This window comes from Streptococcus sp. FSL R7-0248 (assembly GCF_037967965.1).
Classification (GTDB): domain Bacteria; phylum Bacillota; class Bacilli; order Lactobacillales; family Streptococcaceae; genus Streptococcus.
In genome coordinates this window covers 1,670,929-1,685,529 of sequence record NZ_CP150201.1, presented here as the reverse complement: position 1 = coordinate 1,685,529, position 14,601 = coordinate 1,670,929, and the positions used below count along the sequence as shown (strand labels likewise).

The following is a 14,601-nucleotide window of genomic DNA, read 5'->3' as shown; positions in this document are numbered from 1 at the left end:
GTATAAAAAAAGCAGAACCTGATAGGTCTGCTTATATTTGTAGTGATGGTGTAAGAAGTTAAATCTTGCTATAGAGTTTCTTAACATTGTTAATATCAACAGGTTGGATACTTGTCTTACCACCTTTAGGTTCCATTACAGAGGCAACGGCACTGTTGTGTTCAAGTCCAATTGAGTGTCCTAATTCGTGTTGCGCAGTGTTAAGGAGTTTCCCACCGTTCTTTTGGTAATAATTGTTTTGAACATGGAAGGTGTTCAAGTAAACAGTAGCATTACTATATTGCTTAGTTGGGAGGTAGTAAGTAGAGTAGGTAACTCCAAGAGGAGCTGCCACATTACCTTCATAACGTTCATCAGCAATGATGTTGGCTTTTTGTTTATCGTTAGTGAGCAAGAAATTAAAGGCACCAGTGTTATTCCAAGAAGTGATAGCCTGTTTGTAGGCGTTCACGATTTCAGGATTTTTAGCATTGATGAAAACCGTCGCTTCCTTACTTGACCAGTGAGGAGTATCGTAATTCTCTTTTACGAGTTCGTTATTCTTTTGCCATACTTGAGCAACTCGGTCCACTGGTTTAGCAGGTTGGATAGGAGTAGCTTTAGGAGTTGTTGGTTTAGTGACAGTCGTTGTTGGCTTCTTAGGTTGTGTCGTTCTAGAAGTCGCTGGTTTGTTTACAACAGTCGTTGGTTTCTTAGGTTGAACTGTAGGTGCAGTAGGTTTGTTAGCAACTGTGGCTGGTTTTTTAGGTTGAGTTGTAGATGTTGTAGGTTTGTTAGCAACTGTGGCTGGTTTTTTAGGTTGACTAACAGCAGGAGTTGATTGTTTAGGTTTTGGTGTAGCTGTTGTCGTTGGTTTTGTAGAAGGTGTTAATGGTTTTGGAATATAAGTAGATAGAATCTTATGAACATTACCATTATTAATTTCTGTTGAAACCCATGTGGCACCATCTTTTGACCAGGTTTGTGCTTGAGCGACAGTTTCGGTCTTTGGTTCAGACTGGTTTTCTACAGCCTTATGATTGCTATCTGTATTTGTCGGAATTCTAGTCTCATAGGTTTTGCTTCCAGTCTGGCTGTCGACAGTACTGCTAGCTGTTTGACTATTTTGTTTCAATTCCTCAAAAGTTGGAGTGTTTGTGGGAGTTTGTTCATAGTCATTTTCATGTGTATGAAGATCATCCACAGAGGTATGTGATATAGTAGTCACAGTAGTAGGTGTTTCAGTAGAAACACCTGTTTGAGCGATGGTATTTGTAGTTGTACCTGTTTCAAGTTCGGAAAATGTCAGAGCTTGGTTAGGGTCTGAAACATAGGTTTGATCCGCAGAGGCATGCTGAGGACTTCCTACAAGAAAAGCACTAATTATACCGACAGTTGCAAGGGTCAACAAGGTCTTTGTCTTAGTCCCTTGCGTTTTAAAAGAATGTAACATAACTTTCTCCTTTTTAATTTAAAACAAAAACAATTCTCATGATAACACCTAAAAATGAATATAAAGTGACAATGAGATAACAATTGTTTTATAAATGAAATTAGGTGAGATAAAAAGACTTTATGCTGTAAAAAAAGGAATATTATCCAATTAATTATGATAAAATATTAGATAGGTATATTAAAGTATATTAGAAAGAAAGAGGGATATAAGATGCTTTCTATTATCGTCCTTGAAGATGATGCCTTGCAGCGTCATCGTGTTGGTCGTTTATTGGACGAAGCAGTTGAGGAGTCGAAGGCCGTTGTTGATGGGATTACTTTTTATGAACAGGGTCAGGAATTGTTAGATGCTGATAGAGGTTCGGGTAAATCCATGGTTTATCTTTTGGATATTGACCTTAAAAATCAAACTAAGCAGGGACTAGATATTGGGCTTGAAATCCGTAAGGAAGACTTGAAAGCACAAATTGCCTTTGTTACAGCTTACTCGGAGTTTATGCCCTTGACCTTCCGTTATAAGATTCAAGCTCTAGATTTTGTCGATAAATCCATGGAAGATGTGGATCTTAAGAGAGCTTTAGTAGAACTTTTAGATTTTGCTTATTCACAGGTTGAGCAAGAAACCAAGGCACAGAGTCTAACTGTTAAAACGGATAAAAATGATGTTAATATTCCTTATGATGATATTTTATACATTGAGACAGCCCCTGTGCCACATAAGTTAATCGCTCATACCAAGTCAAACCTAGTGGAATTCTATGGGAAAATTGCAGAAGTAGCAAAATTGGATGATATTTTCTTCCAAACGCACCGCTCTTTTGTTGTCAATGTGAATAATGTGACAAGTGTGGATCGTACAGCTAATATGGTCTTCTTTGAGGGAAACGAGTCATGCCTCCTATCGCGGACACGTAAAAAGGAACTTTTGGAACGTTTGAAAAATCGTTAGGTCTTAGATTTTCCCCTTCTTCTCTAATCATTAATGAAAGTTTTCTGAAATTCGAGATAATTATTTAATTTTATCTCATCTATTATCAGGAATTGTGATAGAATAGTGTTATGGCTTTTTGCCGTATATTTAGAGATGACTAGAAGGAGGTGGCTAACCATTAAATGATGCTCAATTTGCAAATTGCATTAGAATATCTTTTGCATTTCATTGTCATACAGTGGATTTACGAAAGGACCAGCTTGGTCAAGGTACCACGTATGATCCTTCCTATTGCGTTCCTGGTTGAATGTATAGGGGGAATACTGGGGATGTCATATAATGTCGGTTTGTCCTTTATGACACCGTTCTACCTTCTTTTCTATGCCTATTTCTATGGTAAGGAGAGAACCACCAATATGTTGGCTTTTTATGCCTTCTATCCTCTAGTTCTCTATCTGTTGATTTTTAATGGTTATGCCTACTTCCTGATGCCAGGGTTCGGCATCACATCGGATTTTCTAAACAGAAGTTATCTTTATTTCATTTTCTTTGACCTTTTAATTATTCCAACATTTGTCGCTCTATCCAAGCTCCTTAACATTGATTTTAAATATTTGAGGGTCTTAGAGCGAGATCGTAAATTTGGTCGGATTATGTTTTTCACTAACTTTATCTTGATTAGCTATGTGATTTTGAACTATTCTGTCGTCGTGGCCTCGCGATTCTTTGCCTTGTACTATGCTGGACATGTGATAACCTTAGTGGGGTTTGTAGCTATTTTTTATGCTGTTTACAAGGTTAATAAATATGCAGATGAATTCTTTGAAAATGAGCGTAGAAAAGAAAATCGACGTCACTTGGATGATTTAGAGAAGTATTCTGAGCAGGTCGAAAGTCTTTACGAAACGCTACGCAGTTTCCGTCACGACTATACTAATGTTATGATTTCGCTTAATGAAGCCATCCAGATGAAAGACATCGATCAAATCAAGATGATTTATGATAGTGTCTTGAAAGATTCGGCATCAGATTTGAAGCAGCAAAAGTTTGATTTGGCAAAATTAACTCGTGTGACCAATATGCCACTTAAGAGTCTTTTATCATCTAAAGTGGCTGAGGCTTTTGATAAAGGTATTCAATGTCATGTGGAGGTTGAAGAGGGGGTCTTCTTCACAGATATGCGTCCACTCGACTTGATTACAATCATATCAATTCTTTGTGATAATGCTATTGAAGCTACTGTATTAGCAGATAAACCAAAATTATCTATTGCTATCTTTAAGATGGAAAATCAATCAGTTATTGTTGTTGAAAATTCAACTAAGGAAGCTTCTATTGATGTAGCTCCTTTGAAACAAAGAGGATTTTCAACGAAAGGAACAGGTCGTGGTTTGGGCTTAGCAAATATCGAGGAGATTCTCTTCAGATACGACAACGTCACGCTTGAAACAGAATCAGCACAACACCGTTTTGTTCAATTATTGTCTATTACACCAAAAGAAGATTAATGGGGACTTAATAAGAATTTTTAGAATTCTTGTTAATCCCTATTTTTATGTTAAAAAGTATGGTAAAATAGGGAAGTTAATCATGTGTTTTTTAATTCAGGGGGATTTATTATGTTGAAAGACGAATGGTTAGAGTACTTTGAGGCTGTTAATGGCCGAAAACCAAGACCAATCGACTTTAAAGAGGCCTTGGAACGAGGAGAGTTTGTTCTCTCTGAAGGTACAGAGGCTAACCAAGTAGCTGATCAAGGTGAATCAGCAGCTGACCAACAGTTTGAAGAAGGAACCGCAACCGCCAGAGCACTAGCTCAGTCTCAGAAAGAGCGTGACAACGCTCAAGAAGCTATGGTAAATGCGGCCCAGGAAAAGAGAAAGGCCCTATCTCAAGAGACTGTTGGTCAAGTAAGAACCATTCAGTCGGGCCGTCAGGCTGAGGATATTCAAAAGGAAGAAGAACAGCGCAAACGCGTCGCAGAGGCTAAGGAACGTTTGGCAAGTTATGCGCCAACCCGTCCAGATGCAGGAAATCATTCTGTTAATACCTCGAGTGAACCTAATCAAGCTATTCCAGTTTTCAGTAACCAAGCACAGCATCTTGGATTATCTGAGGATTTGACAAAACTTGATCGTAAGGAAGAAAAGGCAGCTAAGAAGATTGCTCGTCAAGCTGCTCGTGATAAGAAAAAAGCCGAAAAGCTAGCTGCCAAAGCTAAATCTAAGGAAGAACAGACAGTTGCCAAATTGGAAAAGAGTTTGGAAAGTCAGGTTCGTCTTCTAGAAACGATTCAAAACGCTAATCAAAAGTCGAAAAAGGCCAAAAATTGGGGCAAAGGAGCCTTGATTTCTAGTCTTGTTGCTGTTGTTTTGATGTTGCTTGTCGGTGGTGTATACGGTTTTTGGCGTAATGCTTCGGGGAACATTGAGGGAACTTGGGAATTAAAATCGTCTAAGGTCTTGGACGAAAATTCTGGTAAGTTAACCAATACTCTGAAAGAACATGAAGATAAAGATGAAATTTACGTCTCTTTCCTTAAAGTTGATCATTCTAATAATTTACAAACGCATTCTTACTTCTATAAAGAAGGTGAGGAGGATCAGCCTACTTTTACAGCTTCAGATTATTTGAAGGAATATCAAGTTGTTGATCAGTGGAATAAATCTATTACCTATACTAAAGAAGTTTCAGAATTTAAGCGTGAGTTGACTAAAGTTGTCTCGCAACTTTATCCAAATGCAGATAAGAATCTAGTAGATTACTATATTTCGGATAACGTAGATAACTACCGACTCTACCGTAAAGGAAAACGCACCAAGTCTTATACTGTAAATAAAGATACCTTGGTTGTTTCTACATACAACGAGGATGGCAAGTTGACTAGTCGTGATACTTATGAGAAAGTGTCAAAGGCAGCGGCTAAGAGTTTAGAAGCTCAATATGCTGAAGCAAAAGTAGCTTATGAAAAAAATCATAAGACCACAACTAAGAAATAGTCTAAAAGGAAGTTAGAGTCAAACTCTAATTTTTTTTTTTGTAGAAAATTCAAGTCTGTCAAGTTTTTTTCTTGACACATAAAAATGATATGGTATACTAGTTAAGGTCGAGGGGCGATAAGAGCCCTCACCATAATAAAAAAACTAAAGAAAAGAGATATTAAAAATGGCAGTAAAAATCCGTTTGACTCGTATGGGTTCTAAGAAAAAACCTTTCTACCGTATTAACGTTGCAGATTCACGTGCTCCACGTGATGGACGTTTCATCGAAACAGTTGGTACTTACAACCCACTCGTTGAAGAAAACCAAGTAACACTTAAAGAAGAGCGTGTTCTTGAGTGGTTGTCTAAAGGTGCACAACCTTCAGATACAGTTCGTAACATCCTTTCAAAAGAAGGCGTTATGAAGAAATTCCACGAATCAAAATTCTCAAAATAATTTTTTAGCCTATGGATACCATTGAAAATCTTATTATCGCTATCGTTAAACCTTTAATTGCTTCACCAGATCAGTTGACCATCAAAATCATTGACGGTCCTGAGTTTTTGGAGTACCATCTTGATCTTGCCCCAGCCGATATTGGGCGTGTTATCGGGAAAAAAGGACGTACTATTACGGCGATAAGAGCGATTGTCTATTCGGTACCTACTCAAGGTAAAAAAGTTCGTCTTGTTATTGACGAAAAAGAGAAAGCTTAAGAGGTGACCCTAGGGTTGCCTTTTTTGCATATTTTGGTTATAGACTAGAAGTCTTTGGTATAATAAGAACGTCAACTCATTAAGCTCAAGGAAAAACTAGGAATCTAGTTTAAATGTCAGTTTAATGACTAAGTTGAAGCATTAGCCAAAAAAGGAGTAATTATGACTTATCAGGAAGCATTGGATTGGATTCATGGGCAATTAAAATTTGGCATCAAGCCTGGCTTGGAGCGTATGGCTTGGATGCTCAAAGAATTGGGAAATCCACAAGATAATCTCAAGGCTATGCATATCGTGGGAACAAACGGCAAAGGGTCTACAGTCAATGCCCTACAAACAATTTTTACCCAGGCAGGCTATGAAGTTGGAACCTTTACCTCGCCCTATATTATTGACTTCAAGGAACGAATTTCTCTTAATGGTCAGATGATTTCAGAAGAGGACTTACTTGACTTGGTTAGTCGTGTGAAGCCTGTGGTTGAACGTCTACCAAAAGAGACAGAGCATGAAAATGCGACAGAGTTTGAAATTATCACAGTCCTGATGTTCCTCTATTTTGGTCAGGTCCATCCTGTTGATATCGCATTCATTGAAGCTGGAATGGGCGGCCTTCATGATTCGACTAATCTATTTAAGCCTTTGGCAGTTCTTTGCCCTTCGATTGGTTTGGACCATCAGGCTATTTTGGGAAATACCCATGCTGAAATTGCAGCAGAAAAAGTTGGTGTTTTGAAGAATGGGGCTCCTTTTATTTATGCGACTGACCGTACTGATGTTAGAGATGTTTTCGAGAAGAAGGCGCGTGAAGAAGGGGCCAAGACCTATGAATTGGGGAGAGATTTCACAGCTGAAGGGTCTAGTCATTCCTTTGATTTTACCTATGGGGAGCAAAGGTTAGATGATATAGCCTTGGCCATGGCTGGTCAACATCAAGTAGCAAATGCTAGTTTAGCTATTATGGCTTCTTTATTGCTTCAAAAAGATTATCCTAAAGTAACTCCTAAACTCATAAAGGACGCACTAGCTCATGCCAATTGGCGAGGTCGAACAGAATTTTTAAGACCTAATCTCATGATTGATGGTGCCCATAATAATGAGAGTGTTAAAGTTTTGATTGACTTGCTGCAATCAGAACATGCAGATAAGGAGATTGAACTTCTCTTTGCGGCTATTGACACCAAGCCTATTGATGGTATGCTAGCTCAGCTAAAATCGGTTGGTGACTTGACTGTAACGAGTTTTGATTATCCAAACAGTGTTAAATTAGATAAATACCCAGAGGTTTATAAGCAGGTACCAGATTTCAAAACATGGATTAAAGAACATGTAACGACTGACAATAAGAAACTTTATGTGATTACGGGATCTCTATACTTTATTTCTCAGGTCAGAAAATGGGTTTTAGAGCAGGCAAGTGATGTTTAAGACTTGAAAGATGACATTTAGGGGCGTATAATAACCTTCGTATGTTTTAAAAGCAAGGAGATCGCAATGTTTCAACGTCTGAAAAGCATTTTAATCGGTGAACCTTTAACTCATGATGATAGTGGTGATGAACACTTATTGTCCAAGATTCAGGCCTTGGCCATGTTGTCGAGTGATGCACTCTCATCTATCGCCTATGGTCCAGAGCAAGTCGTCTTGGTTCTGACAGCTGTATCTAGTGCGGCTATTTGGTGGTCAATCCCTATTGGGCTTTTGGTTCTTGTCCTTTTGGCCAGCCTTACCATCTCTTATAGACAGGTTATCAAGGCCTATCCTCAAGGTGGTGGTGCCTATATGGTAACGACGGAAAATCTGTCTCCTAAGTTTGGCTTGATAGCTGGTGGCAGTCTTTTGGTCGATTACATGTTGACAGTTGCTGTTTCAGTGGCCTCAGGTGCAGATGCCATTACTTCAGCCCTTCCCTTCCTTCATCCTTTCAATCTTGAGATATCAATGATTTTGGTGCTTGTTTTGATGGTTATGAATCTTAGGGGAATGCGTGAATCGGCAAAATCTTTGATGATACCGGTTTATCTCTTCATTGTTTCGACGCTGTTCTTGTTGGGATTTGGTTTCTTTCAAATTTTAACTGGTCATATGCCTTACGCAGCCACAGCACATTTAGGACAACCCATTACAGGGGTGTCATTGATTCTTATTTTAAGGGCCTTTACTTCAGGTTCTGCCTCATTGACAGGGGTAGAAGCCATCTCTAATGCGGTGCCTTTCTTTCAAAAACCTAAGGCTAAAAATGCAGCATCAACCCTCTTTATCATGTCTAGCATTTTGGGGGCTATGTTTGCGGGAATTACCTTCCTCAACTGGTGGACAGGTATTACTCCTCATGTAGGAGTAACTATCTTGTCACAAATGGCTAGAGAAATCCTCGGTCAATCATGGATTGGTAGTATTCTATTTTACATTTTCCAATTCTCTACTGCTATGATTCTTGCAGTGGCAGCTAACACAGGTTTTTCAGCCTTTCCGATGTTGTCCTTTAATATGGCGAAAAATAAATACATGCCTCACATGTATCTTGAAAAAGGTGCACGTATGGGATACTCTAATGGGATCTTGACACTTGCAATTGGTGCCATTACCCTTTTGTTTATTTTCCGAGGAAATACGGAACGGTTGATTCCGCTTTACACCATCGGTGTATTTATTCCATTTGCTCTTTCTCAAACGGGGATGGTTGTCCATTGGATTCGTGAATATGGTAAGGGATTCTGGAAACACTCTTTAGCAAATATCTTAGGTGCCCTCATTTGTTATGCTATCGTTCTCATTCTCTTCCTTTTCCGTTTAGGAGATATCTGGCCATTCTTCCCGATTATTGCAATCTTGATGTGGATGTTCCTTAAGATTAAAAAACACTATAATGGTGTTGCTCAACAGTTGCGTATTGATGGAGCGGTAGAAGAACACCATTATCAAGGAAATATTGTTCTTATCCTTGTTGGGAATGTTACCAAGGCTAATATCGGAGCTATTTCCTATGCACGTTCTATTGGTGACAAGGTTATCGCCATGCATGTATCTACTAAAGATACAGAGAACAAGGACAAGGAAACTGAACAAGAGTTTAAAAAATATTTCCCTGAAATTGAGATGGTTCATATCCAATCACCATATAGCTCAATCACTCAGTCAACCATTCAGTATGTGGACGAGGTCGCCACTCAAGCTGAGAAGGATAATGCGACTCTGACAGTCATGATTCCTCAGTTTGTACCTAAAAAATCATGGCAAACCATGCTTCACAACCAAATGAGTTTACGATTGAAATATTATCTCAAATGGCGTGAGAATATTGTTGTTTCATCTTATTCTTACCACTTGAAAGACTAAAAAATATAAGCGAAGATAACCTCTATATGAAAGGTGGTCTTCGCTTTTTTTGAGATTTAGGTAGCTAGGAAATCTTGTTTTTTGCAAGAAAAATCCAGCAAAATAAGGTATAATAGATAGTATTATAACGTTGCAAGAGGAAATTATGGCAAATCAAGAAAAAGTAGAACAAGCAGTCTATCAACTATTGGAAGCTCTAGGTGAAAATCCTGAGCGTGAGGGACTTTTGGATACACCAAAACGTGTGGCTAAGATGTATGCTGAAATGTTTTCAGGTCTAAATGAAGATCCTAAGGATCAATTTACAGCTGTCTTTTCAGAAGTTCATGACGAAGTTGTCCTTGTCAAGGATATTCCTTTTTACTCTATGTGTGAGCACCATTTGGTTCCATTTTATGGTAAGGCCCATGTGGCTTATTTGCCAAGTGGAGACAAGGTGACAGGACTTTCCAAATTAGCGCGTGCGGTTGAAGTAGCTGCTCGTCGTCCGCAGTTGCAAGAACGTCTTACAGATCAAGTTGCTACAGCACTTGAAGAAGCTCTGAATCCTCGAGGAGTTTTTGTCATGGTTGAAGCAGAGCACATGTGCATGACTATGCGAGGCATTAAGAAACCAGGAAGTAAGACAATCACAACTGTCGCTAAGGGCCTTTATAAAGAAGACCGCGAAGAACGCAAGGAAATTCTTTCATTGATGCGTGATTTTTAGGAGTTAAGATGTTTATCGGTAAACATGAGATTGCAGGTAAGGCCTGTATTATGGGAATCTTGAATGTCACCCCTGATTCTTTCTCAGATGGTGGCGATTTTGACACAGTAGAGGATGCCTTGGCTCAGGTTGAGCGCATGATTGCCCAGGGGGCTGCTATTATCGATGTCGGTGGCGAATCTACAAGACCAGGGGCAGAATTTGTGACTGAGGAAGAAGAGGTTGCTCGTATCGTTCCAGTTATTCAGGCTATCAAGACAAAATATGATGTGCTCATCAGTATTGATACCTATAAGACAGCCACTGCTAGAGCTGCTCTTGAAGCAGGTGCAGATATTCTAAATGACGTCTGGGCTGGACTTTATGATGGTCAGATGTTAGCTTTAGCAGCTGAAAAGAATGTGCCGATTATCCTTATGCATAATCAAAAAGAAGAAGTATACAATGATGTCACAGAAGATGTCTGTACATTCCTCAGTCAACGTGCTCAGGCTGCCTTGGAAGCAGGTGTGGCCAAGGACAATATCTGGATTGATCCAGGCTTTGGATTTGCTAAAAATGTCCAACACAATATTGACCTGCTAAAAGGCTTGGATAAGGTTGTTGCCTTGGGTTATCCTGTTCTTTTTGGAATTTCTCGTAAGCGAGTTGTGGACTACCTACTGGGTGGGAATACCCAAGCTAAGGATCGTGACCAGGGGACAGCTGCCTTATCTGGCTATGCAGTTACCAAAGGATGTCAGATTGTACGTGTGCATAATGTTGATGCCAATCGTGATATCGTTAAGACTATTTCAGGAATTTTATGATACTAAAAAAGCTCAGTTCAACTGAGCTTTTTTTCTTAGTCTTGAATTGTCCAAACGCTGACAGATTTTTCAGAAACTGGAAAGTCTCCCCATCCGTCTTCATCAATGGTTACAGTATCAGAGCAGTTTCCAAGAATGTCATAGAAGGTTTGTCCAGCCCAATCACTACCAATTTCCATAGACTTGCTGTTAGCAGCATCATTAGAAATCGTTACAGCTAATGGAGCCCCATCTTCGTTGCCAGAGCGTGTCCACCCGATACAGTTTGGATCATCAAAGTAGTCTGTTTGCTCACCGTAAGCTAGGTCTTTACGAGCGTAGAGCAAGGTATCTAGGCTCTCTTGGAAATTTTCTTGGGCAAATTCACCCTCAATACCATAGTAGTCACCATAAAATAGGCAAGGAAGACCGTCTTCACGGAGAAGGATGAGAGCGTAAGCAGCTGGTTTAAACCATTCTTCAACAGTGGATTCTAGAGCTTGTCCGCGTTGAGTGTCGTGGTTGTCTACGAAGGTCACGGCATGTTCAGGATGATTTTTGACCAAGGAATGATCGAAAATTGTTGTCAAATCATAATCAGCTCCCGCTGTGCTAGCGTTGTGTAGATTGTTGTGGAGGGGAACATCGACGAGGTCAAAACGTTTTTCAATCTTTTCAAGATAGGTATTGTTATCCTCCTCGTTACCATTCCAAAATTCACCAAAGACATAAAAATCCTGACCTTGTTTTTCTTTGACATCGCGAATAAAATTACGCATAAAGAAAGAATCAATGTGCTTAACGGCATCCATTCGGAACCCTTGAACGCCTGTTGTTTCAACGAACCAGTCTGCCCATTCGTAAATATTTTCAATAACTTCAGGGTGTTTATAGTCTAGGTTGGCATACATAAGGTAGTCGAAGTTACCATTTTCGTTGTCAACCAAGTCGTTGTCTGCCCAGCCTTTGTTGTCACCTTGGATAAGATAGATACCACTTTTATTACGTTTGGCATCGAAGTCGGTTCCGTTAAAGTGGTACCAGTGCCATTCAAAATCGTTGTAGGCTTTATTACGTCCGTCAAAGGTGAAATGTGTCCAGCCTTCGATTTCAAATGGTTCGCTGATCTCTTGGGTACGGTCTTCTGGGTCAACTTCGACCACTTCGAAGGTCTCAAGTTTATCTGCTGCCGCCTTGTGATTAAGCACAACGTCGGCCATAGGTACAATACCAACTTCTTTGAGTTGGTTGATAGCATTGAGATATTCTTCTTTGAGGCCGTATTTGGTGCGGACTGTTCCTTTTTGGTCGAATTCTCCAAGGTCAAAGAGGTCATAGACTCCGTAACCAACATCATCTTTGTTTGTAGCTTTAAAAGCGGGTGGCATCCAAACGTGGCTGATGCCTAGGTCTGCTAAATGTTGGGCATCTTCAGCCAAATTGTTCCAGTGTTGACCGTCACTTGGGAGATACCATTCAAAATATTGCATTGCGGTTTGATTTGTCATAGTTTTTTCCTTATTAGTTGAGATAGTCTTGCTTATAATTCAGGAGTTTCTTTTTAGCTCCTGTGTCTATATTTTACCAAATCAGAAGAATTATGCAATCGATTGCATAAAGTGTAAATACACTAATTTCAGATTTGTCTAAAATATCATACTAATTAGAGACCAACTTTTCAACTGTTTTGTGCTAGAATAAAGAAGAGTCTAGTGTCTTAAGGAGAAACTATGGATAAAATTATTTTAAATGGTTGCCGTTTTTATGGTTATCACGGGGCTTTTGCTGAGGAGCAGACCCTAGGGCAAATTTTTGTGGTTGATTTGGAATTGACTGTTGATCTAACTAGGGCTTCACAGAGTGACAATCTAGATGATACGGTTCACTATGGTTTGGTTTTCGAAGCCGTGCAAAAACAAGCGGAAGATAAAAAGTACATTTTGATTGAGCGTTTGGCGGGTGCGATTTGTGAGGATTTATTTGAACAATTTGCACCTATTCAATCTATTAAAGTTCGAATTACCAAGGAAAATCCACCAATTAATGGGCATTATAAGAGTGTTGGTATTGAATTGGAGCGTAGCCGATGACAAGAGTTTATTTGAGTTTGGGATCTAATATGGGTGATCGTCAGGACTATCTCCAAAAAGCTGTGGAGGCCTTGAATGACTTACCTGAGACAGAGGTTAAAGCAGTGTCTTCCTATTATGAAACGGCTGCTTGGGGACTGACAGAACAGGCTGATTTTTTGAACCTTGCCTTGCTCTTAGAGACTCAGTTGCCAGCTGAAACCTTACTAAGGTCATGTCAGCAGATTGAAAAAGACCTTGATCGCGTTCGTCATGAGCATTGGGGGCCTCGGACAGTAGATATTGATATTCTTCTATATGGGCAGGAAATCTGGGAGACTGAGCACCTTAAAGTGCCCCATCCTTATATGAGTCAGAGAGCTTTTGTTTTGGTTCCCTTGATAGAAATAGCAGATGATTTGGCTGACCCTAAAACTGGCCAAGCCTACAAAAAATATTTGAGTCAATTAAACACTAGTGATGTCCGTAAATTGGAAGTTATGGATTAGTTTTGCGTGAAATTCCTTGTCGTCAAGATGGGGATTTTTTGCTATAATTAATCTTGGCTTTTTGCCGTATTTTTCTTTTTATTTTTAGGGAAAAATACTAACTCATTTTTAGGTAGTGATAGTAATATGGGGAAGTCTATCACGATACCTACAAAGAAATAAATGTATAGAAAAAGTATGGAAAATAACATGTTAGATGAACTTAAAGAAGATTTAGTGGGGATTGATATTCGTTTCGACGAACCCTTAAAACGTTATACATATACCAAGGTTGGTGGTCCAGCGGATTATTTGGCCTTTCCACGTAACCGCTATGAACTCTCTCGTATTGTCAAATTTGCTAATAAGCATGACATTCCTTGGATGGTGCTCGGTAATGCCAGTAATTTGATTGTTCGTGACGGTGGTATCAGAGGTTTTGTGATTATGTTTGACAGACTTAATGGTATTGCAGTTAATGGTTATCAAATTGAAGCTGAAGCGGGGGCTAATTTGATTGCGACAACCAAGGTGGCTCGTTTCCAAAGTTTGACTGGTTTTGAATTTGCAGCTGGGATTCCAGGTAGTGTTGGTGGTGCCGTCTTTATGAATGCGGGTGCCTATGGTGGTGAGATTGCCCATATCTTGGTTTCTGCTCAGGTTCTTACAAAAGACGGTGATATTCGTACGATTGATGCAAGAGATATGCGTTTTGGTTATCGTCGTTCGGTGCTCCAAGAAACAGGTGAAGTGGTTATTTCAGCTAAATTTAACCTCAAACCAGGAGACTACGAGCAAATCAGGAATGAGATGAATCGTCTTAATCATTTGCGAGAGCTTAAACAACCTCTTGAATTCCCTTCGTGTGGTTCGGTCTTTAAACGCCCACCAGGTCACTTTGCAGGTCAGCTGATTATGGAAGCCAACCTCAAGGGACATCGTATCGGTGGTGTTGAGGTTTCGACTAAGCATGCTGGTTTCATGGTCAATGTCGATCAAGGAACAGCAAAAGACTATGAAGACCTTATTTCAGATGTTATCGCTAAGGTTAAGGAAAATTCAGGTGTTACACTAGAGCCTGAAGTACGTATCATTGGCGACGAATTAAACTAATAAAACCCTATCCCTATATTTGCTATCCATGGAGG

Annotated in this window: 14 protein-coding genes; 12 read left to right on the top strand and 2 right to left on the bottom strand. The window is 39.6% G+C overall.

The features are described 5' to 3' along the window. Positions 1-58 precede the first annotated feature (58 nt). Complete coding sequence (locus tag NYE32_RS07590) at positions 59-1,432, bottom strand: matrixin family metalloprotease (RefSeq protein WP_148512851.1); 1,374 nt, start codon at positions 1,430-1,432, stop codon at positions 59-61. Between the two features lie 213 nt (positions 1,433-1,645). On the opposite strand from NYE32_RS07590, the gene NYE32_RS07585 reads away from it, so the two are divergent. The 9 genes from NYE32_RS07585 to folP all read left to right on the top strand — a co-directional run bounded on the left by NYE32_RS07585 (position 1,646) and on the right by folP (position 10,917). After that, positions 1,646-2,383, top strand: coding sequence for a LytTR family DNA-binding domain-containing protein (locus NYE32_RS07585; RefSeq protein ID WP_002891534.1), 738 nt, complete (start codon positions 1,646-1,648; stop codon positions 2,381-2,383). 311 nt (positions 2,384-2,694) lie between these two features. Continuing rightward, positions 2,695-3,873 carry a GHKL domain-containing protein gene (locus NYE32_RS07580; protein ID WP_037601828.1) on the top strand — a complete coding sequence of 393 codons (1,179 nt, stop codon included), beginning with the start codon at positions 2,695-2,697 and terminating at the stop codon, positions 3,871-3,873. A gap of 111 nt (positions 3,874-3,984) precedes the next feature. Further along, a complete protein-coding gene (locus NYE32_RS07575; protein ID WP_037601590.1) occupies positions 3,985-5,364 on the top strand; it encodes a hypothetical protein in 1,380 nt (459 codons plus the stop codon). A gap of 166 nt (positions 5,365-5,530) precedes the next feature. Next, on the top strand, positions 5,531-5,803 hold the full coding sequence (gene rpsP / locus NYE32_RS07570; protein WP_002884675.1) for a 30S ribosomal protein S16: 273 nt from the start codon (positions 5,531-5,533) through the stop codon (positions 5,801-5,803). Between the two features lie 11 nt (positions 5,804-5,814). After that, complete coding sequence (locus tag NYE32_RS07565; RefSeq protein WP_002884680.1) at positions 5,815-6,063, top strand: KH domain-containing protein; 249 nt, start codon at positions 5,815-5,817, stop codon at positions 6,061-6,063. Positions 6,064-6,225: 162 nt separating this feature from the next. Beyond that, positions 6,226-7,488 carry a folylpolyglutamate synthase/dihydrofolate synthase family protein gene (locus NYE32_RS07560; RefSeq protein ID WP_156685250.1) on the top strand — a complete coding sequence of 421 codons (1,263 nt, stop codon included), beginning with the start codon at positions 6,226-6,228 and terminating at the stop codon, positions 7,486-7,488. Between the two features lie 66 nt (positions 7,489-7,554). Continuing rightward, complete coding sequence (locus NYE32_RS07555; protein WP_156685251.1) at positions 7,555-9,399, top strand: APC family permease; 1,845 nt, start codon at positions 7,555-7,557, stop codon at positions 9,397-9,399. Between the two features lie 145 nt (positions 9,400-9,544). Then, positions 9,545-10,108, top strand: a complete 564-nt coding sequence (gene folE / locus NYE32_RS07550) for a GTP cyclohydrolase I FolE (protein ID WP_002884345.1) — start codon at positions 9,545-9,547, stop codon at positions 10,106-10,108. Positions 10,109-10,116: 8 nt separating this feature from the next. After that, a complete protein-coding gene (gene folP / locus NYE32_RS07545; RefSeq protein ID WP_156685252.1) occupies positions 10,117-10,917 on the top strand; it encodes a dihydropteroate synthase in 801 nt (266 codons plus the stop codon). Between the two features lie 35 nt (positions 10,918-10,952). On the opposite strand, the gene NYE32_RS07540 is transcribed toward folP, so the two are convergent. Then, the gene (locus NYE32_RS07540) at positions 10,953-12,404 is read right to left on the bottom strand and encodes an alpha-amylase (RefSeq protein ID WP_073685693.1); all 1,452 of its coding nucleotides are present in this window, start codon (positions 12,402-12,404) and stop codon (positions 10,953-10,955) included. Between the two features lie 222 nt (positions 12,405-12,626). Here NYE32_RS07540 and folB point away from each other — a divergent pair, with 222 nt between their 5' ends. The 3 genes from folB (at position 12,627) to murB (ending at position 14,566) form a co-directional block, all read left to right on the top strand. Beyond that, on the top strand, positions 12,627-12,986 hold the full coding sequence (gene folB / locus NYE32_RS07535) for a dihydroneopterin aldolase (protein WP_073685692.1): 360 nt from the start codon (positions 12,627-12,629) through the stop codon (positions 12,984-12,986). Then, positions 12,983-13,474, top strand: coding sequence for a 2-amino-4-hydroxy-6-hydroxymethyldihydropteridine diphosphokinase (gene folK, locus NYE32_RS07530; protein WP_073685691.1), 492 nt, complete (start codon positions 12,983-12,985; stop codon positions 13,472-13,474). The genes folB and folK overlap by 4 nt, the downstream gene beginning before the upstream one ends. A gap of 189 nt (positions 13,475-13,663) precedes the next feature. Then, the gene (gene murB, locus NYE32_RS07525) at positions 13,664-14,566 is read left to right on the top strand and encodes a UDP-N-acetylmuramate dehydrogenase (protein ID WP_073685690.1); all 903 of its coding nucleotides are present in this window, start codon (positions 13,664-13,666) and stop codon (positions 14,564-14,566) included. Positions 14,567-14,601 lie beyond the last annotated feature (35 nt).